Source organism: Roseomonas sp. USHLN139 (genome assembly GCF_037145735.1).
In the GTDB taxonomy this organism is placed as follows: Bacteria; Pseudomonadota; Alphaproteobacteria; order Acetobacterales; family Acetobacteraceae; genus Pseudoroseomonas.
Genome location: NZ_JBBCWY010000001.1, coordinates 393104 through 413354, shown reverse-complemented (window position 1 = coordinate 413354; position 20251 = coordinate 393104). Strand labels below are relative to the sequence as shown.

Here is a 20251-nt window from a genome sequence, read left to right as displayed (position 1 = left end):
TGCGGCCCTATCCTCCGTGCATGGCAGAGATCGTCAACCTCAACCAGCGGCGGAAAGCCGCGGCCCGCGCCGCGGCCGAGCGCCAGGCCGCCGTCAACCGCGAGAAGTTCGGCCGCAGCAAGGCCGAGCGCGCCCGCGACGCCGAGGCCGAGGCGCGGCGCAACGCCCTGCTCGACGGCGCCCGCCAGGAGCCACCGAAGGACTGAGCGCGGCTACTGGCCGAGGATGGTGCTGTCGAGCAGCGTGCGCAGCAGCGTCACGCCTTCCTGCACGCCCTCCAGGCGCAGCGGCCGGCCGGCCTCGCTGCCCAGGGCGCGGGCGAAGCCGGCACGGTCCTGGCCGAGCTCGGCGGCGGAAAGCTTGCCGTCGCCGTCATAGTCGAGGCTTTCCATGGCGAAGCGGGCGATGGCGACGCCGGCCAGCAGCCCGCCACCACCGGCGGCCATGACGCCTTCCGGCGCCGCATCCTCGGCCGCCGCCAGCACCCAGGTCATGCCGCGCACCATCCGCGCGATCTCGGCCACCGACAGCAGCCTGTCGCCGGAGACGTCGCCCTCGCCGACGATGGCGGCGACGCAGCCGGCCGGGCTGGCCGAGGCGCCGCCGCAGGCCGCCTCCAGCACCTCGAGCGAGCCGAGGAAGGCCAGGCCCTCGCCATGCAGCGCGGCGAAGGCGGGCGGCGGGCTCGGGCAGCGGTGCCAGGACAGCACCGGGGTGTCGCCGGGCAGGCGGTCGTCGCGCAGCTTGGCGTCGGGCTCGGCGGTCTGCAGCGCCTGGCCGTCGCCGCGCAGCAGGATGCGCGGCGCCTCGGCGCCACGGCCGATGCCGACATGCCACTCGGCCTGGTCCCCGGCCTGTTGGCGCCGCGTCTCGCCGAAGCGGATCAGCCGGGCCGGCGCGTCAGCGGGAAGCCGCACCACGGCACGGGCGGTGACCTGCAGCATGGCGCGCGGCGCGGTGCACTCGCCGTCGAACCAGGCGCCGCGCAGCGCGGTCGGCACCGGCAGCAGGCCGGGCTGGGCGGTCGCGGTGGGCGCGGCGGCAGGCTGGGCATGAACAGGCGGGACGCAACCGAGGCCGGCCAGCAGCGCGACGCCAAGGGCCGCCATCGAGCGGCCCTTGCCAGAAAAAAGAATCATGGGAGGGGGACCTCGGTGCCGCTGCACAGGGCGAAATCCGGCCGGTCGATTTCCAGCCCGTTGCGGAAGACGGCGCGCAGATGACCGGTGCAGCCCACCCCTTCGGGCGGCTGGAAGTCCAGCGTCTCGCCGCGGCCGAGCACGGTCGCCCCCAGCCGGTCGGCGCCGCGCGGCGCACCGGCGGCATCGACATAGAGCTCGACCAGCGGCGCCGGGCCGCTGTTGCGGAAGCGCACGCTGCCCTCGCGCGGCGGGCCCTGCTCGATGGCGCCGGCCCCCTGGTCGAGGCGCTCGGCCAGCGTCCAGCCGGGGCGCACCACGATCAGCCCGTTGTCGCAGATATTGACGCCACGACGCTCTTCCGCCCCGCCATTGCCGAAGACGACCCGCAGGTCGACCTCGCAGCCGGCACGGAGCGTCACCTCGAAACGGCCGCCGCGCTCCAGCGGGCCGCCGGGCAGCCGGTCGTCGCCCCAGTCGGTGTCGTCGACGCTGGAGGCGTAGAGCTCCTGCACCGGCGCGCCATGGCGGTTGACCAGGGTGAAGGCGCGTTCCGGCTGGCGCTGGATGCCGCCGCCGTCGAACACCACCTTGGCGCCGCTGCAGAGGTCGACGGCATTCTTCTCCTCGGCCTGCTCGTCATTGTAGACGACGCGGAGGTCGGCCTGGCAGCTCTGCCGGCGCAGGCGCAGGCGGAAGGTCTCGCCGGCGCCGACGGTGATCTGGCCGAGCCGGTCGGGGCCCCAGCGCTCCTCGCGCTCCTCCGCCGTGGCGGGCGGCGCCGGCGCCGCGGCGCCCGGTGCCGGCAGCGGCGCGGCATAGAGGCTGCGCAGCGTGCGCTGGGTGCCGTTCACCACCTCGACCTCGCGCCAGGGGATGGTGCTGTCGCCGAAGACCACGCGGCTGCGCCGGCAGAGATCGACGCGGCGCTTCTCCTCCAGCGTGTCGTCCTCATAGACGGCGGTCATGTCGTAGAGGCATTCGCGGGCGCGGCCGAGCCGCAGCGTGAAGGTCGCCTCCGGCCCGACCATGTCGGCGCCCAGCCGGTCGGGGCCGCGATTGGCCGCGCCCCGGCCCGGCACGGCCGAGGGCATGGCGTAGAATTCGCGCATCGTCAGGTCGGTGTCGTTGACCACCTGCGCCTCGCGCAGCGGTGCGGTCGGGTCGCCGAAGGTGACGCGGCTGTTGCGGCAGAGGTCGACGCCGCGCTTCTCCTCGGCGCTGCCATCGGCCAGCACGGCGCGCACGTCGAACAGGCAGAGCCGCTGCCGGCCGAGGCCGACGCGCAGCGAGGCACCGGTCGGCAGGGTGTCCTGGCCGAGCCGGTCGGGCCCGGGCTCCACGCTGCCGGCGGGGGCGATGTAGAGCTCGCGCAGGCCGAGGCCCAGCTCGTTGACGATCAGCGCCTCGCGGTCCTGCGCCGCGCGCTGCTGAGCGCTGCCCTGGCCGCTGCCCTGATTGGCGCCCTGGTTGGTGCCCTGGCTGGCGGCGCCGCCGGACGCCGCCGGCGGGGAGGCGGCGCGCTGCGCCCAGGCCGGGGTGGCGGCCTGCCATGGTGCCAGGAGGAGGGCCAGCACCACCCCCACGCGAAACCGCATCCAGAGAATTCCTCGCCCGCGCGCCCGACGCCGCCACCGCGACAGCGCCGCGCCCGGGCCTCGCGGCAGCATGCGGGGGGGGATGCTGCGGTGCAAGCGGGGGCCGGCCGGGCCGGTTCATTTTGCGCTTTGCCGTGGCGCGGATATCGCACAGGCTGGTTTCCAGAAACGTATGCTACCGGAGAAACGTCCCATGTTGCGTCGCAATATCCTGACGGCGGCGGCCGCCGGCCTGACCCTGCCCTGGCTCGCCCTCCCCGCCCGCGCGCAGCAGCGCTTCGCCTCCCTGCATGTCTTCGTCCCCGCCGGCCCCGGCGGCGGCTGGGACGGGCTCGGCCGCGCCATCGAGCAGGTGGCCCGCCAGGCCGGGCTGGTCAGCAACTTCCAGTTCGAGAATGTCGGCGGCGCCGGCGGCACCGTCGGCCTGCCGCGCTTCATCCAGCAGCGCCGCGGCCGCGAGGGCAGCATCATGATCGGCGGCGCCGTCATGGTCGGCTCGGTGCTGGCCAACAAGTCGCCGGTCGGGCTGAAGGACGTCACGCCGATCGCCCGGATGACCACCGAGCCCGGCATCATCGTGGTGCCCGCCAGCAGCGACATCAAGGACCTCAAGGGCTTCCTGGAGGCGCTGAAGAGCAATCCGGGCGGCACCTCGGTGGCCGGCGGCAGCGCCGGCGGCATCGACCACATCCTGCTCGGCCTGCTGCTGAAGAGCCAGGGCCGCTCGGCCAAGGACGCCTCCTACGTCGCCTTCGCCGGCGGCGGCCCGGCCCAGGCGGCGATCCTCGGCGCCCAGGTCAAGGCCGGCATTTCCGGCGTCTCCGAATTCGCCGAGCAGATCAAGGCCGGCCGCATGCGGGCGCTGGCGACCTCCGGCGAGGCGCGCAGCCTGCCCGACGTGCCAACGCTGAAGGAAAGCGGCATCGACATCGCGCTGGGCAACTGGCGCGGCGTGTTCGGCCCGCCCGGCATCAAGCCGGAGACGCGGGCCGAGCTGCTGCGCTTCGTCACCGACCTGCACGCCCTGCCGGCCTGGAAGGAGATGATGGAACGCCAGGGCTGGGAGGACGCCTTCCTCGGCGGCGACGCCTTCACCGAATACCTCAAGCGCGACGAGGCGGCGACCGCCGAGGTGCTGCGCGAGGTCGGCCTCATCTGATGGCCGCGCATGCGGGCCGCCCCGGGAGTTTCTCCTGGCCGGCGGCCGGGCCCGACCTGATCGTCGGGCTCTTCGTGCTGGCGCTCGGCCTGCTCTGCCTGTGGCAGGCCGTCGCCATCCCGGTCACCCCGCTCTATGCCCAGGTCGGGCCGAAATTCATGCCCTATGTAGTGGGCACGCTGGTCGTCGCGGTCGGCGCCGGGCTGACGCTGAAGGCGCTGCGCGGCGGCTGGTCGCAAGACCTCGAGGAGATGCAGGACGCGCCGCCGACCAACTGGCGCGCGCTGGGCCTGCTCGGCGCCGGGCTGCTGGCCAATCTGGTGCTGATCGACAGCCTGGGCTTCGTCTTCGCCGCCACCGCGCAATTCGTGCTGGTTGCCGCCGCCTTCGGCAGCCGCCGGCCGCTGCGCGACCTCGGCATCGGGCTGGTGGTGACGCTCGGCGCCTTCCTGGCCTTCGACAAGCTGCTCGGCGTCAATATCGGCGCCGGCATCCTGGAAGGGATCCTCTGAGATGGACTCCCTCGCCGGCCTCAGCATGGGCTTCGGCCATGCGCTGACGCTGACCAATCTCGGCTGGGCGCTGCTCGGCTGCTTCCTCGGCACGGCGATCGGCGTGCTGCCGGGCATCGGCCCGGCGCTGACCATCGCGCTGCTGCTGCCGATCACCTTCCAGGTCTCGGCCACCGGCGCCTTCATCCTGTTCTGCGGCGTCTTCTACGGCGCCATGTATGGCGGCTCGACCACCTCGATCCTGCTGAACACGCCGGGCGAATCCGGCTCGATCATCACCGCCCTGGAAGGCGCCAAGATGGCGCGCCACGGCCGCGCCGGGCCGGCGCTGGTGACGGCGGCGGTGGGCAGCTTCGTCGCCGGCACCATCGGCACGCTGGGGATTTCCTTCCTCGGGCCGATCGTGGTGGAACTGGCACTGAAGCTGGGGCCGGCCGAGTATTTCTCGCTGATGGTGCTGTGCTTCGTCACCGTCTCGGCGGTGCTCGGCGGCTCGGCGCTGCGCGGGCTGACCTCGCTCGGCCTCGGCCTGCTGATCGGGCTGATCGGCATCGACCTGCAGACCGGCCAGCCGCGCCTGACCTTCGGCATCCCCGAGCTGCTGGACGGCGTCGACGTCGTCCTGGTCGCCGTCGCGCTCTTCGCGGTGGGCGAGACGCTCTACCTCGCCTGGCGCCATGTCGAAGGCAAGCAGGAGGTGCGCGAGGTCGGCAGGCTGATGATGTCGAGGCAGGACTGGAAGCGCAGCTTCTGGCCCTGGATGCGCGGCGCCTGCCTGGGCTTCCCCTTCGGCGTGATGCCGGCCGGCGGCACCGAGATGCCGACCATGCTGAGCTACTTCGCCGAGCGGAAGCTGGTGAAGAAGGAGCATCTGCACGAGTTCGGCACGACCGGCGCCATCGAGGGCGTCGCCGGGCCGGAGGCGGCCAACAACGCCGCCGCCGCCGGCGTGCTGGTGCCGATGCTGACCCTCGGCCTGCCGACCTCGGCGACGGCGGCGATCATGCTCTCGGCCTTCCAGTCCTATGGCATCCAGCCGGGGCCGATGCTGTTCACCAGCCAGCCCGAGCTGGTCTGGACGCTGATCGCCTCGCTCTATGTCGCCAACATCATGCTGGTGGTGCTGAACCTGCCGCTGGTCGGGCTCTGGGCGCGCATCCTGAAGATCCCGCAGCCGCAGCTCTATGCCGGCATCCTGGTCTTCGCCACCATCGGCACCTATGGCATCAGCAACAGCGTGGTCGACCTGGTGCTGCTCTACGGCATCGGCATCATCGCCATGTTCATGCGCCGCTTCGACTTCCCCACCGCCCCGGTGGTGATCGGCATGATCCTGGGCCCGATGGCCGAGCAGGCGATGCGCCAGGCGCTGACCATCAGCCAGGGCGACTGGTCGACCTTCATCACCCGGCCGGTCTCGCTCTGCATCCTGATCCTGGCGCTGATCGGGCTGGTCGGCCCGCGGCTCTGGGCGCTGGCGGCGCGGCGGCGCACAGCTTCCGCCTGACCGGGCGGCGGCAACCTTGACGGGGCGGTCGGGCGGCGTCTTTCTCGGCGCCATGCCCGACCGCCCGCTCCATCGCCCCGTCCCCTATTTCAGCCAGTGGGAGACCCCCGGCATGACGCTGGCCGTCGTGGCGGAAGGCGCCGAGCGCGCCCTGCTGCGCGACCCGGCCTGGCGCGGCTCCGGCGCGGCGACGGTCGAGGATTATGCCCGCTGGGCCGGGCATCTGTGCGGCATGGCCTGCCTGCGCATGATCCTGGCGGCGCGCGGCGTCTCCCCGCTGCCCCGCATGATGGAGCTCGCGCGCGGCGCGACCGCGGCCGGCGGCTATGTCGAGCAGCCGGACGGCAGCATCCGGGGGCTGATCTACGCCCCCCTGCTGCCCTTCATCGCCGACCGCTTCGGGATCGCCGGCGAGATCCGCCTCGACCTGACCGCGGCCGACCTCCCTGCCCTGCTGGCCGAGCAGGAATTCTTCATCGCCTCGGTGCACAAGGACATCCGCTGGCCGGAGCGCCATCCCGAAAGCCGTGGCGGCCACCTGGTGCTGGTCACCGCGGCGACCCCGGAGGAGATCGTCTTCCACAACCCCTCCGGCCATGACGCGGCGGCGCAGGCGGATGCGCGGCTGTCGCCCGAGGATTTCGACCGCTTCTTCGCCGGGCGCGGCATCGCCATCGCGCGGGGATGATCGCGGCACCCTGGCATCGGTCCCGGAAAGAGGCTTTGCTGGCGGCCTGACCGGGGCCGCAACGAGCCCCGGCGCCGTCCAGGGAGACGACCAGAATGCTGCGCGCTTTCCGCCCCCTCGCCGCCGGGCTGCTGCTGGCGGCCGGCCTCGCCACCGCCGCCGCGGCGCAGGACAAAGCCGCCATCGCCAGCCGGGTGGAGCTGCACCCGATCCCCTCGCTGACGCTGAGCGACGCCCAGTTCCTCACCGGCGATGCTGGCGGCGCCACCCCGGTCACTGTCGCCGGCGAGTTGCGCGTGGCGCAGGGCACGGGGCGGCTGCCGGTGGTGGTGCTGATGCACGGCTCGGGCGGCATCGGGCCGAATATCGAGATGTGGTCGGCGCAGTTCACCGCGCGCGGCATCTCGACCTTCGCCATCGACGGCTTCACCGGGCGCGGGCTGGTCAGCACCTCGGCCGACCAGGCGCGGCTCGGCCGGCTGAACCTGATCGTCGACATCTACCGCTCGCTGGAGATCCTGGCGAAGCACCCGCGCGTCGATCCGCAGAGGATCGTGCTGCTGGGCTTCTCGCGCGGCGGCCAGGCGGCCTTCTATGCCGCGCTCGCCCGTTTCCATCAGATGTGGAACCGCAGCGGCATCGGCTTCGCCGCCTATGTGCCCTTCTATCCCGACTGCGCCACCCGCTACATCGACGACGTGAAGCCGGTCGCCGCGCCCATCCGCCTGATCCATGGCGAGGCCGACGACTACAACCCGCTGCGGAGCTGCGCCGCCCAGGCCGAGCGGCTGAAGGCAGCGGGCGTCGACATCACGGTGACCAGCTATCCCGGCGCGCATCACGGCTTCGACACGCCGCTGACCGACGCGGCGGTGGTGACGCCGCAGTCGCAGACGGTGCGCGACTGCTCGATCGAGGAACGCGCCCCGGGCCAGCTGATCAACACCGCGACGGGGACGGTGTTCAGCTACACCGATGCCTGCGTGCAGCTCGGCCCACAGGTTGGCGGCCACCCCCAGGCCCGCGCCGCGGCGGTGGCGGCGGTGACGGAATTCGTGGCGGGGGTGGTGCGGAAGTAGCCCCCTCCCCACATTCCGTGCCGGAGGATTGAAGAAAATGGCCAGCGGCTGGGCCCCGGACGGGGCGGTGCAGGACCAGATCGACGACACGGTCAGCGACGCGGTGCTGCGCGCCCGCGCCCGGCTGGCCGTTCCCGGCGGCGGCAACCTGCATTGCGAGGAGTGCGGCGAGGAGATTCCCGAGGCGCGGCGGCGGGCGCTGCCCAATGCCCGCACCTGCGTCCCCTGCCAGTCGGAGCGCGATGCCCGTCCCGCCGCCTTCGGCATCAACCGCCGCGGCAGCAAGGACAGCCAGCTGAAGTAGCTATTCGGCCGGGACCAGCCGCAGCACCCGGCCGCGCGCCTCGTCGGTCAGAACGTAGAGAAAGCCGTCCGGCCCCTGCAGCACGTGGCGCAGCCGGATCTGGCCCCAGAGCAGCCTTTCCTCGGCGACCACGCGGTCGCCATCGAGCGTCAGGCGCAGCAGCCCGGCGCTGCTCAGCGTCGCCAGGAACAGGTTGCCGCGCCAGGCCGGGAAGGCGTCGCCGGTGTAGAAGCCGGCGCCCGAGGGGCTGATCGAGGGCACCCAGAAGCGCTCGGGGTCCTGCATCCCCTCGCGGCTCTCGGCCTCGTGGATCGGCAACCCGCTATAGGCCCGGCCGTGGCCGACCACCGGCCAGCCGAGGTTGGCGCCGGGGCGCGGCAGGTTGACCTCGTCGCCGCCGCGCGGCCCCATCTCGACCTCGAACAGGCTGCCGGTGGCCGGGTTGACCGCCAGCCCCTGCGGGCTGCGCAGGCCATAGGCGTAGATCTCCGGCCGGACGCCGTCGCGGCCGAGGAAGGGATTGCCCGGCGCCGGCTTCCCCGCGCGGTCGAGGCGCAGCAGCTTGCCGGCCAGGTCCCCCAGGTCCTGGGCGCGCTCCGAGACGCGCTGCCGGTCGCCGGTGGTGAGGTACAGAAGACCCTCGGCGTCGAAGGCGATGCGGCAGCCGTAATGGCCGTTGCCGGGCTGGGCCGGGCCGGCATCCAGGATCGGCTGCACCGCGTCGAGCGCGCGGGCATCGGCGGCCAGGCGGGCGCGGTAGAGCCGGGTCAGGCTGCCGCCACCGGCCGGGGCGGCGGCGCAGAAATACAGCTCGCGGGTGGTGGCGAAATCGGGGGCCAGCTGGATGTCCAGCAGCCCGCCCTGGCCGGAGGCGGCGACAGCAGGGACATTCGAGATCGGCGGGGAGACGCGGCCCTCGGGCGAGACCAGGCGCAGGCGGCCGGGGCGCTCGGTGACCAGCAGGCTGCCATCGGGCAGGAAGGCGGCGCCCCAGGGGTGCTCCAGGCCCTGCGCGAAGGGCTGCAGGCGGAAGCGGGCAGCCTCGCTCTGCACCGGACCCGGCGGCAGCGGCGACGACATCGAAGGCGCCTGGGCACAGGCCGCCACCGGCGGCCCCAGGCCCAGGAGAAGCGCGAGGCCGGCCGCGCGCAGCGACCGGCCCCGAACAGACAAAAGGATCAGGCCAGGGCCCCGGCGATCCAGTCCTTCATCTGGCTGCGCGGCATGGCGCCGACCTTGGTCTCGACCGGCTTGCCGTCCTTGAACAGGATCATGGTCGGGATGCCGCGGACCGCGAAGTCGTTGGGGGTCATCGGGTTCTCGTCGATATTGACCTTGGCCACGGTCAGCTTGCCGGCATATTCGGCGGCGATCTCGTCGAGGATCGGCGCCACCATCCGGCAGGGGCCGCACCACTCGGCCCAGAAATCGACCAGCACGGGGCCAGAGGCCTCCAGCACGTCCTGCTTGAAGCTCTCGTCGCTGACAGCCTTGGTGAGTTCGCTCATGCTTCAGGTTCCTGGCGCGCCCGGCCGGGAGCGGCCCGCGCGCATTGCGTCGCCCGCTAGAGTCGGGATGCCGGGCCGCGCGGTCAAGCGTCGCGGCGGCGATGGCGGGAATGCGGGCGGCGGGGATGTCAGCGGCCGAAGCCGGCCATGCCGCGCGCCAGGGCATCGGCGCGGCCGTCGCGGGTGACCTCCCAGAGCGGGTTGTCGACCGAGAGAAGCTGGCCGCCATCGCGCTGCACGGGGCGGATCAGCGCGGTGCCGCGGGCCCAGCTGGCGCGGCCGAACAGGTCGAGTGGGATGCGGACATAGATCCCCTTGTCGAAGGAGCCCTCGCCGAAACGTGCAGCGGAGACGTCGGTGAAGGTGGCGAAGCCGCCGACCTCGATGCCCGAATCGAAGCGGCGGCCGAGCTCCACCGTCACCCCCCAGTCGCCGGCGAGATACCGCCCGGCGCGGAGAATGCCGTAGAGGTTCCACCAGGGCAGCTCGGCATAGAGGCTGGCATGGCCGGTCACGACCGAATAGTCGCGCAGGCCCAGCTTCTGGTCGAAGGCACGCTGCGTCACCCAGTTCAGGTCGAGGCCGAGCGCATAGGGCTTGTCCTGCGGCCGCCACAGGATCTCCGAGGAAAACCCGGCGAACATCGGCTCCAGATAGCCGGCGCTGGCGCGGGCGAAGAGGTCGGGGCCGGCGTTCCAGAGCCGCTCGGCATAGAGGGTGGAGAGCGCGGTGCCGCCCTCGCGGGCATAGCGGGCATAGTCGCTGCGGACATGCGGCAGCCGGCTGTCGGAGGGCAGGCCGCCCTCCAGATTGCCCAGCAGCGCCTGCTGCAGCGATCCCGCCAGCGCCCAGCCAGCGCCGAGCTCGATCCGCCCGCCCAGCGCCACGCCCGCCTGCCAGCGGAGCGTCCGCGACGGGTCGCCGAGCGCAAGGTTCACCCGCGGCCCGGCCTGCCAGCTCCAGAACGGGCCTTCGTTCTCCACCGCCCCCGGGGTGATGGCGCCGGTCGCGGGCAGCAGGCGGGCGGTGGCCCAGGCTTCCTCGGGCGCGGCGCGGTGGCGGGCGACGGATTCCAGGGCGGCGCGGGGGATTTCCAGCACGGCGACCTCGACGCCGGCCTGCCACCAGCGCAGCCGCAGCATCTCGATGTCGCGCGGCAGGGCCGGCTGCACCGCCCGCAGCACGCGCGACGCCACCTGCGACAGCGCGCGATAGTCGCCGCCGGCAAGCGCCAGTTCCGCGGTGCCGCCCTCCTCCGCATAGGCCAGCGGCAGGAAGCCGGCCTCCTGCAGGGCCGCGAAGACGGCCTCGGCGGTGGCGGCCTCGTCGCGCGGCGCGGCGGGGGCGCGGGCGGGCATCGGCGGCGCCGGCGGCAGGGGCGCGGCGGGCGGGTCGGCCGGGTTCAGCCGGAAGGACAGCCGGAACAGGAAGTCGGTGCCGTGCAGCCAGGCGATGCCGGCCTCGATATGCTCATTGGCCCAGTGCAGGCCGTAATTCACCCGGCTGTCGACCTCGCCACGCAGATGGGCGCGGCGGGCGGGATAGCCGCCGCGCTCGTCGCGCAGGGTGTCGCCGCTCCATTCGACCTTGGCCCTCAGCCCGTCGAGAGCGCCCCAGGGGGTCGGGATGGCTGGGACCGAGTATTCGACACCGAAGAACGGAGAAACATCCTCGCCGCGGAACAGGCCGGTCTGCAGGCTGCCGCCGCGGCCGACATCGCGCGGGCGGGTGCGGAAGCGGCTGTCGCCCAGCGCCAGCGGGCTGGTCCATTCGCCGCCCGTCCCCAGCCGCCCCCAGCCCAGGCCGGCGGTCAGGTCGAAGCCGTGCCAGCGCTTCGAGGCGACGATGTATTCGCCGGCATAGAGGCCGGTGCCGATGAAATCCTGCAGCCCGATGGCGATGGCGGGCCAGGTCTCGCTTTCCTCGACCAGGCGCAGCTTCAGGTCGAAGGCGCGGTCGGTGGTCATGCCCTGGCCGGTGGTGCCGTCCAGGCGCTCGGTCAGGCGGAAGGTGGTCTCCAGGAAGGGCAGCGCCTGGAAATTGACGAACCAGAAGCGGCGCTGGTGGCGCAGCGCGCCGCCGACCTCCAGCGTGCCGTCCTCGCGGAATCGGGCATTGCGCATCTCCAGCAGGCCGGCGCCGCCGAAATCGCTGCCGCTGGCCGGGATCTCCTCCGACCGGGCCGACGCCACCCCCAGCAGGGCGGCGATCGCCAGGCCCCACTTCCATCCCCCCCGCGGCATGATCCCCCCGGATCGATCATCACCACCGTGCAACGATGCTGGCATGGGGCGACAGCCGCCGCCAGGGCAAAGCCGGGTCAGCGGATGGACAAGCCGGCGCCGCGGCCCTTGAATGCCGCGCCATGACCTTCTCCCTGATCGGCCGTTGCGCGCGCACCGGCCAGTTCGGCGCCGTGGCCACCACCTCCGGCCTGTCCATCGGCTCCCGCGTTCCCTTCCTGGCGCCCAAGGTGGGCGGGGTGCTGACGCAGCACCGCACCGATCCGCGGCTCGGGCCGCGCGGGGTGGAGCTGCTGCGCAGCGGCTGCAGCGCGCAGGAGACGATCGCGGCGCTGGAGGCCAGCACGCCCTATCACGGCTATCGCCAGCTGGCGGCGATCGATGCCGCCGGCCGCACCGCGCATTTCCACGGCGCGCGGGTGAAGCCGGCGCATAATGACGCGCATGGGGCGGATTGCGTGGCGATCGGCAATATCCTGGTCAGCGACCAGATCCCCGCCGCCATGGTCGCCGCCTTCGTGGCCGAGCCGGAGCGCCATCTGGGCGACCGCCTGCTGGCCGCCCTGAAGGCCGGCGAGGCGGCCGGCGGCGAGGGCCGGCCGCTGGTCTCCGCCGTGCTGCTGATCGTGCACGAGGAGTCGTTTCCCTATGCCGACCTGCGGATCGACAACGACCCCGACCCGATCGGCGCGCTGTCGCGGCTGTGGGACCTGTATTCGCCGAACCTGGATGAATACGTGTTGCGGGCCGTCGACCCTGACCATGCCCGCGGTGGCTGACTGACGGCGGGGTCCGGGGGGATACCATCCCCCCGGCGGGGGTTCGGGGGCGGCGCCCCCGAGCTTTACTGTGTCAGCGCCCCGGTAACGCCCATGGCCCGCTGAGCGAAGGCCCGCTTCAGCGTTGGCATCCGGTCGACCGCCGCCATGCCGAGGCGCCGCGCCAGCCGCAGCGGCGGGAAGCGGTTGCCGAAGAGTTTTTCCAGCGCGTGGGTGGCGCCCATCATCACCAGGGCGTCCGGTCGCCGCGCCGCCTGATACTGCGCCAGCAACTCCGGCGAGCCCGGATCGGCGCCCGAGCCCAGCAGCAGGTCGGCCAGCGCCGAGACATCGCGGAAGCCGAGGTTGAGCCCCTGCCCGGCGATCGGATGGATGCCGTGCGCCGCGTCGCCGATCAGGGCCAGGCGCGTGTCGGTGTAGCGCAGCGCGTGCATGGCCGAGAGCGGGTAGGACCAGCGGCGGCCGATCGGCGTCACCTTGCCCAGGTGGTCGCCCATGCGGCGCTGGATCTCGCGGCCGTATTCCTCGTCGGGCAGGGCCAGCATGCGCTCGGCGATGCCGCGCTTCTCCGACCAGACGATGGCCGAGGCGTTGGGGTGCTCGGGCGTCGGCGCCAGCGGCAGCTGGGCGAAGGGGCCGTGGGGGAGGAAATGCTCCAGCGCCATCATCCCGTGCGGCAGCTCGTGGGCGACGGCGCCGACCAGGCCGAGCTGGCCATAGTCATGCGTGGCGATGCCGATGCCGGCCTGCTCCCGCAGCCGGCTGCGGCGGCCCTCGGCGGCGACCACCAGGCGGGCGCGGATCAGCTCGCCGGTGGAGAGGCGGATCTCGGCGCCCTCCGGCGTGCGGGTGACCTCGGCCTTCGCCGGGGCGCGGACGGTCAGATGCGCCAGCGACTGCATCCGCGCGTTCAGCGCCATCCGCAGGGCGCGGGCCTCGACCATCCAGCCGAAGGCCTCGGTGCCGGTTTCCGCGGCATCGAAATGCAGGCGGAGCCGGCTCGCGGCCTCGCCCGGCGCGCCGTCGGTGCAGCGGATGCGGGTGATCGGGCCCGGCGCCCAGGGCAGCCGGTCCCAGATTCCGGCGGCATCGAGCAGGCGGCGGCTGGACAGCGCGATGGCATAGGCGCGGCCGTCGAATTCCGGCAGCTCCATCGGCGGCAGGCCAGCATGGTCCACCACGGCGGTGGGCAGGCCGGCGCTGGCCAGGCGGGCGGCGAGCGTCGCCCCCACCGGGCCGGCGCCGATGATGCAGACCGCCACCTCGATCAGGGTGGCAGGGGACGGGGTCTCGGCGGCTTCGGTCATGCCGCCATTGTGGCGCCTGGGGCGCCTCGCCGGAAGGCCGCGCGCGCCCAGGGCAGCACTGCCTGAAATTTGAGCATGCATCCGCCGCAACGGCAGGCGGGCCAGGTGATCCGCCCGCGGAATCACCGTGTAACCGCCTGTGGCACGGCGCTCGCATCAGAAGCGGCAGCTACGCGGAATAACTTGAGGGGACCGCAGCGCATGAAGCTGGTGATGGCCGTCATCAAGCCTTTCAAGCTGGACGAGGTGCGCGAGGCGCTCACCCCGCTCGGCGTGCAGGGGCTGACCGTGACCGAGGTGAAGGGGTTTGGCCGGCAGAAGGGCCAGACCGAGATCTACCGCGGCGCGGAGTACCACGTGTCCTTCCTGCCCAAGCTGAAGATCGAGGTGGCGGTGCCCGCCGACCTGGTCGACGCGGTGGTGGAAGCGATCGCGTCCACCGCCCGCACGGGCAAGATCGGCGACGGCAAGATCTTCGTGCTGGACGTGGAGCGCGCGCTGCGCATCCGCACCGGCGAGACCGACGACTCAGCGCTGTGATGCCGCTCCCCAACCAGAAGACGATGGAACCGAGGAATATGCGAATCCTGGCGCGCGGCGCGGCTGCGCTGCTCCCCACCCTGCTGATGGCGGCGCCCGCCTTCGCGCAGGAGGAAGCGACGGTGAATGCGGGCGACACCGCCTGGATGCTGACCAGCACCGCCCTGGTGCTGATGATGACCATCCCGGGCCTGGCGCTGTTCTATGCGGGCATGGTCCGCAAGAAGAACGTGCTGGCCACGATGATGCAGTCCTTCTTCCTGGCCGCGCTGTGCAGCGTGATCTGGATGGTGGCCGGCTACAGCCTCGCCTTCGGCGAGGGTGGCGCCTATATCGGCGACCTGTCGAAGATCTTCCTCTCGGGCATCGCCGAGAACTGGGACAAGCCCTTCACGCTGGGCAGCGGCGACGGCGCGGTGGCCTTCACGGTGCCCGAGACGATCTTCGTCATGTTCCAGATGACGTTCGCGATCATCACCCCGGCGCTGGCCACCGGCGCGGTCGCCGACCGCATGAAGTTCAGCGCGCTGGCGCTGTTCACCGTGCTGTGGTCGCTGCTGATCTACAGCCCGGTCGCCCACTGGGTCTGGCACCCGAATGGCTGGATCTTCGCCCTGGGCGCGCTCGACTTCGCGGGCGGCACCGTGGTCCACATCAATGCCGGCGTCGCCGGCCTGGTCGCCGCCCTGGTGCTGGGCAAGCGCACCGGCCTCGGCACCGAGAACATGTCGCCCTTCAACCTGGGCCTGGCCGTGATCGGCGCGGCGCTGCTGTGGGTGGGCTGGTTCGGCTTCAACGCCGGCTCCGCCGCGACCGCCGGCGGCCGCGCCGGCATGGCCATGCTGGTGACGCAGATCGCCGCCGCCGGCGCGACGCTGGCCTGGGTCGCCGCCGAATGGCTGACCAAGGGCAAGCCCTCGGTGCTCGGCGCCATCTCCGGCGCGGTGGCCGGCCTGGTCGCCATCACCCCGGCCGCCGGCTTCGTGCTGCCGGTGCCGGCGCTGATCATCGGCCTGATCGCCGGCCTGGCCGGCTTCTGGGGCGCCACCGCGCTGAAGCACTGGTGCGGCTATGATGACAGCCTGGACGCCTTCGGCGTGCACGGCATCTGCGGCATCGTCGGCGCGCTGCTGACCGGCATCTTCGCCTATGGGCCGCTCTCGGCGACGCCGGCCCTGCCGGAGGGCATCGTCGGCTCCTTCGACCAGTTCCTACTGCAGGTCTACGCGGTGGTGGCGACCTTCGTCTTCACGGCGATCGGCAGCTGGATCCTGCTGAAGGTGGTCGACCTGATCGTCGGCCTGCGCGTGACGGAAGAGGAAGAGCGCGAAGGCCTGGACGTCTCGCTGCATGGCGAGCGTCTCGGCTGAGGCGAGACCAGGAAAAGGCTGGGGGAAGAATTCCCCCAGACCCCCTTCTTCTTTCTGCCAGACTGCCGTGTCCAGGTGGCGGCCACGGGCGAAACGGCCAGACAGCAGCGCGACCTTCCGGGTCGCGCTGCTTTTATGTGCGGCACCGGGCGGGATCCCGGCCAGCCTTTCGGAACGCGCTGTCCTAGGGCCGCGGGCGGACCCAGACCTGCTCGGTGACCACCCGGCCCCATTGGTCGCCCTGGAATTCCTCCGCCAGGGAGAAGCCCGCGGCCTCGTAGAGGCGGCGGGCGGCGTCCAGGCCGCGCAGCGTCCAGAGGCGGGTCTCCGAAAAGCCTTCCGCATCGACGAAGGCCAGGGCCTCGGCGAGCAGCCGCTGGCCGGTGCCGCTGCCGCGCGCCGCCTCGGCCAGGATGAACCAGCGCAGATGCGCGCGGCCCTCGCCCAGATCCTCGCCATCGATGGCGATGCCGCCCAGCGCCTCGGGCAGGCCCGGCTGCCAGGCGCCCCAGAGCTGGCACCGCCCCGATCCCAGCCGGCCGCAGAAATCCGCCATGCCGCGGCCGACGACGCTTTCGAAGGCAGCGCCGAAGCCGTGATGGCGGGCATAGAAGGCGGCCTGCAGCGACAGCATCCGGCCCAGCAGCCCGGGCTGCCAGCCGGCGCGGATCTCTGTCGGGGCCGGCCGGAGGCGCTCGGCGCCGAGGGCTTCGGCATAGCGCGACAGCCCCTGCAGCACCGTGTCGCCCGCGCCCTCCGGCAGCCGCGCCAGGGCGGCGGCCACCTGGCGGCGGGCGAAGCCATGGATCGCCGCCAGCCGCGCCGCGCCCTCGGCGGTCAACGCCAGCCGCTTGGCGCGGGCATCGGCCGGATCGGGCGTCTCGGCGACCAGCCCGGCGGCGACCAGCTTGCCCAGCATCCGGCTGATGCTGGACTTCTCCAGCCCCAGCCGGCCGGCCAGGCGCTGGGCGGTCAGCCCCTCGCCCCGGCCCAGCTCGATCAGCGCATGCACCGCCGAAGGCGGCAGCGCGGTGCCGGCCAGGCCAGGGCGCAGGAAGCCGAGCTCCCGCACAAGCTGGCGCGAGGCGGCGCGAATCGGCTCGATGAAAGGCTCCACGGCGCGGCATCTCCCAGGCATTTGGTTGCTTCATACAACCAAATGCCTGAGAAAAACATCAGGAAGGCTCGCGCAGCTGCGGGTTGTCGAAGACCGGCTCGCGGTAGCGGCGCAGCACCTCGCGCAGCGTCGCCGCCAGGTCCTGCTGCTCCTCCTCGGAGAGGAAGCGGCCGATGGCGACGCGGCGGCCGCGCTGCACCAGCGCCAGCCCCTGCCGCTCGTCCCAGGCGACGCGGGTCCAGTAGGGATCGAGGGCGGCTTCCTCGCGCCGGCCGCGGGCATCGGTGCGGCGGACGCGGATCCGGCCGGCGGAGAGCGAGACCACCTCGCGGGCGCGGGCCGAGGCGCGGTGGTGCAGCACCACCAGGGCCAGCACGCCAATGATCTCCAGCCCGAGGAAGGGCACCACCGGCCAGGCGCCGAGCGTCAGGAAGACCACGCCGCCGCCGATCGCCCAGGCCAGCGCCAGTCCGGCCAGGACCAGGAAGCCGCGCGGGCGGAAGCTGCGATGCGGGGTGCTGACCGCCTCGAAGAGGATGGGCTCGGGCTGCGGCACGGGCTCGGGCCCGGGGAGTGGCACGGCGGACATCGCCGGCTAACATAGGATGGCGCCCCGCCCGGCGAGCCGTTTTTTCGGAGGCCCCTGCCATGCGCCGAGTGAGTTGATGACGCTGCCCCCGAAACAGCCGGCCCCGCTGCCGCGCGCTGCCGCCGCCGACCCGGTGGCGCCGGCGCCGAAGCCGGCCCGAGTCGCGAAGAAACCGCTGCATGGCACGGCCGAGGCGCCGCGCCGTGCCCGGCGGATGAACGCCCAGCAGGCGGCGGCCTTCGTGCGCGCCCTGGCCGCGGCCAATCCGGCGCCGGAGACGGAGCTGGCATTCTCCTCGCCCTATACGCTGCTGGTGGCGGTGGCGCTCTCCGCCCAGGCGACCGACGTCTCGGTCAACAAGGCCACGGCCACGCTGTTCCCGGTGGCCGACACGCCGGAGAAGATGGTGGCGCTGGGCGAGGAGGGCGTGGCCGAGCACATCCGCCGCATCGGCTTGTGGAAGTCGAAGGCGAAGAACGTGGTGGCGTTGTCGCGGCTGCTGCTGGAGCGGCATGGCGGCGCGGTGCCGGCCGACCGCGCCGCGCTGGAGGCGCTGCCCGGGGTCGGGCGGAAGACCGCCAACGTGGTGTTGAACGTGGCCTTCGGCGAGGAGGCGATGGCGGTCGACACCCATATCTTCCGCCTGGGCAACCGCACCGGCCTCGCCCCCGGCCGCACCCCGCGGGCGGTCGAGGATGCGCTGATGCAGCGCGTGCCGGCCGAGCTGCTGCGCGACGCGCATCACTGGCTGATCCTGCACGGGCGCTACATCTGCAAGGCGCGCGCGCCGGAATGCTGGCACTGCGTGGCGCGCGAGCTGTGCAACTACCGCGACAAGGTGCTGTGGCCGCCGGCCCGGTAGCCCCGGGCGATACCGGCGCCTGACAACGGAAGGCGCCATCTGACAAAAATGCAGGCCGGACAGGGGAATTGCGCGGTTGCAGCATCCGGGGCCGAAGCCTTATGTGACGCGCATGACCCGGCTTCCCGCTCCCCTGCTGTCGCTCGGCGTCGCGCTCGGCCTGATGGCCGGCCTCGCCGCCCCTGCCCATGCCCAGCAGCGCCCGCAGGCGCTCGGCACCTTCCAGGAATGGACGGCGGCGACCTACATGGAGGGCGGCCGCAAGGTCTGCTACGCCTTCACCCGCGCTTCCAAGTCGGAAGGCGCCGGTTCCCGGCAGAATGTCATGCTGACGGTGACGCACCGCCCGCAGGGCCGCGACCAGGTCGCGCTGCGCGCCGGCTACACCTATGCCCGCAACGCCGATGTCTCGGTGTCGGTGGGCAGCACCGAGATCGACTTCTACACCGCCCAGGACAATGCCTTCGCCCGCGAGGGCGCCAAGGCGGTGGCCAGCTTCCGCGGCGGCGCGCAGGCGGTGGCCAAGGGCCAGGGGCCGCAGGGCCGCGGCACGGCGACCGACACCTTCTCGCTGTCGGGCTTCAGCGCCGCCTATGACGCCATCAGCAAGGAATGCCCGGCCGGCCGCCGCTGATCCGCCGCCGCCCCTCCGCCGCCGGGCCCAGGGATTTTTTCAGGACGCCATGAACCAGATCAGCCCCGCTGCCGCGCCTGCTGCCGGCCCGGACCTCAACGAGGCCGAGCGCGCCCGCATCATGGCCAAGGCCGCGCTGTTCGCGCCGCCGCCGGCGACCCTGCCGGACGGCCGGCGCGAGCTGGTCGGTCTGTCGCGCGAGGAGCTGGTCGCCGAGATGCTGGCGATCGGCGAGAAGGCCTTCCGCGCCAAGCAGCTCTGGCACTGGATCTACCACCAGGGCGCCACCGACTTCTCGAAGATGTCGACCATCGCGCGGCCGCTGCAGAACAAGCTGGCCGAGCGCTTCGTCATCGGCCGCCCCGGCGTCAACCTGGAGCAGACCAGCACCGACGGCACGCGGAAATGGCTGTTCGGCTTCCGCGACAACCAGCAGGTCGAGACCGTCTATATCCCCGACCCGGAGGAGGATCGCGGCGCCGTCTGCATCTCCACCCAGGTCGGCTGCACGCTCTCCTGCAAGTTCTGCCACACCGGCACGCAGAAGCTGGTGCGCAACCTGGGCGCCGCCGAAATCGTCGGCCAGTTCATGGCGGCGCGCGATTCCTACGGCGAATGGCCGAGCCCGACCGACGGCACGCCGCGGCTGCTGTCGACCATCGTCATCATGGGCATGGGCGAGCCGCTCTATAACTACGAGAACGTCGCCAAGGCGATGCGCATCATCATGGATGGCGAGGGCATCGGCCTGTCGCGCCGGCGCATCACCCTCTCCACCTCCGGCGTGGTGCCGATGATGGACCGCTGCGGCGAGGAGCTGGGCGTCGGCCTGGCGGTGTCGCTGCACGCGGTGCGCGACGAGATCCGCGACGAGATCGTGCCGCTGAACCGGAAATACCCGATCGAGGAGCTGATGGCGGCCTGCCGCCGCTATCCCGGCGCCTCCAACGCGCGGCGGATCACCTTCGAATACGTCATGCTGAAGGGCATCAACGACTCGGAGGCCGATGCGCGGGAGCTGGTCCGCCTGCTCCACGGCCTGCCCGCCAAGGTCAACCTGATCCCCTTCAACCCCTGGCCCGGCAGCCCCTACGAGACCTCGTCCAACAACGCGATCCACCGCTTCGCGCGGATCGTGCAGGATGCCGGCTATGCCTCGCCGATCCGCACCCCGCGCGGGCGCGACATCCTGGCCGCCTGCGGCCAGCTGAAGACCGAGAGCGAGCGGGCGAAGCGCAGCCGCGGCAATTCCGATGCCGCCGCCGAGATGCCGGCGCTGGCCGCCCACCTCAAGCCCGCGGCCGACGCGGCGTGAT

Annotated in this window: 21 protein-coding genes; 13 read left to right on the top strand and 8 right to left on the bottom strand. The window is 72.5% G+C overall.

All coding sequences use genetic code 11. The features are described 5' to 3' along the window. Positions 1 to 20 precede the first annotated feature (20 nt). Positions 21 to 206 carry a DUF4169 family protein gene (locus WFI16_RS01920; RefSeq protein WP_419896101.1) on the top strand — a complete coding sequence of 62 codons (186 nt, stop codon included), beginning with the start codon at positions 21 to 23 and terminating at the stop codon, positions 204 to 206. Positions 207 to 212: 6 nt separating this feature from the next. Here the strand turns inward: WFI16_RS01920 and WFI16_RS01915 are convergent, their stop codons facing one another. After that, the gene (locus WFI16_RS01915) at positions 213 to 1139 is read right to left on the bottom strand and encodes a hypothetical protein (protein ID WP_419896100.1); all 927 of its coding nucleotides are present in this window, start codon (positions 1137 to 1139) and stop codon (positions 213 to 215) included. Further along, a complete protein-coding gene (locus WFI16_RS01910; protein ID WP_419896099.1) occupies positions 1136 to 2737 on the bottom strand; it encodes a hypothetical protein in 1602 nt (533 codons plus the stop codon). The genes WFI16_RS01915 and WFI16_RS01910 overlap by 4 nt, the downstream gene beginning before the upstream one ends. A gap of 193 nt (positions 2738 to 2930) precedes the next feature. Between WFI16_RS01910 and WFI16_RS01905 the strand changes: the two genes are divergently transcribed. The 6 genes from WFI16_RS01905 to WFI16_RS01880 all read left to right on the top strand — a co-directional run bounded on the left by WFI16_RS01905 (position 2931) and on the right by WFI16_RS01880 (position 7986). Continuing rightward, positions 2931 to 3896 carry a Bug family tripartite tricarboxylate transporter substrate binding protein gene (locus tag WFI16_RS01905; RefSeq protein WP_419896098.1) on the top strand — a complete coding sequence of 322 codons (966 nt, stop codon included), beginning with the start codon at positions 2931 to 2933 and terminating at the stop codon, positions 3894 to 3896. Next, on the top strand, positions 3896 to 4408 hold the full coding sequence (locus WFI16_RS01900; RefSeq protein WP_419896097.1) for a tripartite tricarboxylate transporter TctB family protein: 513 nt from the start codon (positions 3896 to 3898) through the stop codon (positions 4406 to 4408). The genes WFI16_RS01905 and WFI16_RS01900 overlap by 1 nt, the downstream gene beginning before the upstream one ends. Before the next feature lies 1 nt (position 4409). Beyond that, on the top strand, positions 4410 to 5915 hold the full coding sequence (locus tag WFI16_RS01895) for a tripartite tricarboxylate transporter permease (protein ID WP_419896096.1): 1506 nt from the start codon (positions 4410 to 4412) through the stop codon (positions 5913 to 5915). 16 nt (positions 5916 to 5931) lie between these two features. Then, the gene (locus tag WFI16_RS01890; RefSeq protein ID WP_419896095.1) at positions 5932 to 6603 is read left to right on the top strand and encodes a hypothetical protein; all 672 of its coding nucleotides are present in this window, start codon (positions 5932 to 5934) and stop codon (positions 6601 to 6603) included. A 95-nt stretch (positions 6604 to 6698) separates the two neighbouring features. Next, positions 6699 to 7682 (top strand): dienelactone hydrolase family protein, encoded by a 984-nt coding sequence (locus tag WFI16_RS01885; protein WP_419896094.1) that lies wholly within the window; start codon positions 6699 to 6701, stop codon positions 7680 to 7682. Between the two features lie 37 nt (positions 7683 to 7719). Next, entirely contained in the window at positions 7720 to 7986 is a 267-nt protein-coding gene (locus WFI16_RS01880) for a DksA/TraR family C4-type zinc finger protein (RefSeq protein ID WP_419896093.1), read from the top strand. On the opposite strand, the gene WFI16_RS01875 is transcribed toward WFI16_RS01880, so the two are convergent. The 3 genes from WFI16_RS01875 to WFI16_RS01865 form a co-directional block, all read right to left on the bottom strand. Beyond that, a complete protein-coding gene (locus tag WFI16_RS01875; RefSeq protein ID WP_419896092.1) occupies positions 7987 to 9066 on the bottom strand; it encodes a PQQ-dependent sugar dehydrogenase in 1080 nt (359 codons plus the stop codon). 98 nt (positions 9067 to 9164) lie between these two features. Continuing rightward, complete coding sequence (gene trxA, locus WFI16_RS01870; protein ID WP_419896091.1) at positions 9165 to 9494, bottom strand: thioredoxin TrxA; 330 nt, start codon at positions 9492 to 9494, stop codon at positions 9165 to 9167. Positions 9495 to 9622: 128 nt separating this feature from the next. Continuing rightward, positions 9623 to 11737, bottom strand: a complete 2115-nt coding sequence (locus WFI16_RS01865; protein WP_419896090.1) for a YjbH domain-containing protein — start codon at positions 11735 to 11737, stop codon at positions 9623 to 9625. A gap of 122 nt (positions 11738 to 11859) precedes the next feature. Here WFI16_RS01865 and WFI16_RS01860 point away from each other — a divergent pair, with 122 nt between their 5' ends. After that, complete coding sequence (locus WFI16_RS01860; protein ID WP_419896089.1) at positions 11860 to 12516, top strand: DUF1028 domain-containing protein; 657 nt, start codon at positions 11860 to 11862, stop codon at positions 12514 to 12516. A gap of 65 nt (positions 12517 to 12581) precedes the next feature. Here WFI16_RS01860 and WFI16_RS01855 read toward each other — a convergent pair whose 3' ends face one another. After that, entirely contained in the window at positions 12582 to 13823 is a 1242-nt protein-coding gene (locus WFI16_RS01855) for a UbiH/UbiF/VisC/COQ6 family ubiquinone biosynthesis hydroxylase (RefSeq protein WP_419896088.1), read from the bottom strand. Between the two features lie 201 nt (positions 13824 to 14024). Between WFI16_RS01855 and WFI16_RS01850 the strand changes: the two genes are divergently transcribed. Both WFI16_RS01850 and WFI16_RS01845 read left to right on the top strand, forming a co-directional pair. Next, on the top strand, positions 14025 to 14363 hold the full coding sequence (locus WFI16_RS01850; RefSeq protein WP_419896087.1) for a P-II family nitrogen regulator: 339 nt from the start codon (positions 14025 to 14027) through the stop codon (positions 14361 to 14363). After that, positions 14363 to 15733 (top strand): ammonium transporter, encoded by a 1371-nt coding sequence (locus WFI16_RS01845; protein ID WP_442970624.1) that lies wholly within the window; start codon positions 14363 to 14365, stop codon positions 15731 to 15733. Before WFI16_RS01850 ends, WFI16_RS01845 begins: the two co-directional genes overlap by 1 nt. A 184-nt stretch (positions 15734 to 15917) precedes the next feature. Here the strand turns inward: WFI16_RS01845 and WFI16_RS01840 are convergent, their stop codons facing one another. Continuing rightward, the gene (locus tag WFI16_RS01840) at positions 15918 to 16850 is read right to left on the bottom strand and encodes a helix-turn-helix domain-containing GNAT family N-acetyltransferase (RefSeq protein WP_419896085.1); all 933 of its coding nucleotides are present in this window, start codon (positions 16848 to 16850) and stop codon (positions 15918 to 15920) included. 58 nt (positions 16851 to 16908) lie between these two features. After that, the gene (locus WFI16_RS01835) at positions 16909 to 17439 is read right to left on the bottom strand and encodes a DUF2244 domain-containing protein (protein WP_419896084.1); all 531 of its coding nucleotides are present in this window, start codon (positions 17437 to 17439) and stop codon (positions 16909 to 16911) included. A 214-nt stretch (positions 17440 to 17653) separates the two neighbouring features. Here WFI16_RS01835 and nth point away from each other — a divergent pair, with 214 nt between their 5' ends. From nth to rlmN, 3 genes are all read left to right on the top strand, one after another. Next, positions 17654 to 18301: an endonuclease III gene (gene nth / locus WFI16_RS01830; RefSeq protein WP_419897134.1), complete on the top strand. Its 648-nt coding sequence runs from the start codon at positions 17654 to 17656 to the stop codon at positions 18299 to 18301. 112 nt (positions 18302 to 18413) lie between these two features. Next, positions 18414 to 18935, top strand: a complete 522-nt coding sequence (locus tag WFI16_RS01825) for an invasion associated locus B family protein (protein ID WP_419896083.1) — start codon at positions 18414 to 18416, stop codon at positions 18933 to 18935. A gap of 49 nt (positions 18936 to 18984) precedes the next feature. Next, positions 18985 to 20250 carry a 23S rRNA (adenine(2503)-C(2))-methyltransferase RlmN gene (rlmN, locus tag WFI16_RS01820; RefSeq protein ID WP_419896082.1) on the top strand — a complete coding sequence of 422 codons (1266 nt, stop codon included), beginning with the start codon at positions 18985 to 18987 and terminating at the stop codon, positions 20248 to 20250. Position 20251: the final 1 nt, after the last annotated feature.

Bases quoted from the DNA above. Each gene is read 5' to 3' on its own strand.
- WFI16_RS01895 (WP_419896096.1), top strand. From the start codon at position 4,410: ATGGACTCCCTCGCCGGCCTCAGCATGGGCTTCGGCCATGCGCTGACG.
- rlmN (WP_419896082.1), top strand. From the start codon at position 18,985: ATGAACCAGATCAGCCCCGCTGCCGCGCCTGCTGCCGGCCCGGACCTC.
- WFI16_RS01880 (WP_419896093.1), top strand. From the start codon at position 7,720: ATGGCCAGCGGCTGGGCCCCGGACGGGGCGGTGCAGGACCAGATCGAC.
- WFI16_RS01860 (WP_419896089.1), top strand. From the start codon at position 11,860: ATGACCTTCTCCCTGATCGGCCGTTGCGCGCGCACCGGCCAGTTCGGC.
- WFI16_RS01825 (WP_419896083.1), top strand. From the start codon at position 18,414: ATGACCCGGCTTCCCGCTCCCCTGCTGTCGCTCGGCGTCGCGCTCGGC.
- WFI16_RS01885 (WP_419896094.1), top strand. From the start codon at position 6,699: ATGCTGCGCGCTTTCCGCCCCCTCGCCGCCGGGCTGCTGCTGGCGGCC.
- WFI16_RS01900 (WP_419896097.1), top strand. From the start codon at position 3,896: ATGGCCGCGCATGCGGGCCGCCCCGGGAGTTTCTCCTGGCCGGCGGCC.
- WFI16_RS01915 (WP_419896100.1), bottom strand. From the start codon at position 1,139: ATGATTCTTTTTTCTGGCAAGGGCCGCTCGATGGCGGCCCTTGGCGTC.
- WFI16_RS01835 (WP_419896084.1), bottom strand. From the start codon at position 17,439: ATGTCCGCCGTGCCACTCCCCGGGCCCGAGCCCGTGCCGCAGCCCGAG.
- WFI16_RS01905 (WP_419896098.1), top strand. From the start codon at position 2,931: ATGTTGCGTCGCAATATCCTGACGGCGGCGGCCGCCGGCCTGACCCTG.
- WFI16_RS01865 (WP_419896090.1), bottom strand. From the start codon at position 11,737: ATGCCGCGGGGGGGATGGAAGTGGGGCCTGGCGATCGCCGCCCTGCTG.
- WFI16_RS01910 (WP_419896099.1), bottom strand. From the start codon at position 2,737: ATGCGGTTTCGCGTGGGGGTGGTGCTGGCCCTCCTCCTGGCACCATGG.
- trxA (WP_419896091.1), bottom strand. From the start codon at position 9,494: ATGAGCGAACTCACCAAGGCTGTCAGCGACGAGAGCTTCAAGCAGGAC.
- WFI16_RS01875 (WP_419896092.1), bottom strand. From the start codon at position 9,066: ATGTCGTCGCCGCTGCCGCCGGGTCCGGTGCAGAGCGAGGCTGCCCGC.
- nth (WP_419897134.1), top strand. From the start codon at position 17,654: ATGAACGCCCAGCAGGCGGCGGCCTTCGTGCGCGCCCTGGCCGCGGCC.
- WFI16_RS01850 (WP_419896087.1), top strand. From the start codon at position 14,025: ATGAAGCTGGTGATGGCCGTCATCAAGCCTTTCAAGCTGGACGAGGTG.
- WFI16_RS01845 (WP_442970624.1), top strand. From the start codon at position 14,363: ATGCCGCTCCCCAACCAGAAGACGATGGAACCGAGGAATATGCGAATC.
- WFI16_RS01920 (WP_419896101.1), top strand. From the start codon at position 21: ATGGCAGAGATCGTCAACCTCAACCAGCGGCGGAAAGCCGCGGCCCGC.
- WFI16_RS01855 (WP_419896088.1), bottom strand. From the start codon at position 13,823: ATGACCGAAGCCGCCGAGACCCCGTCCCCTGCCACCCTGATCGAGGTG.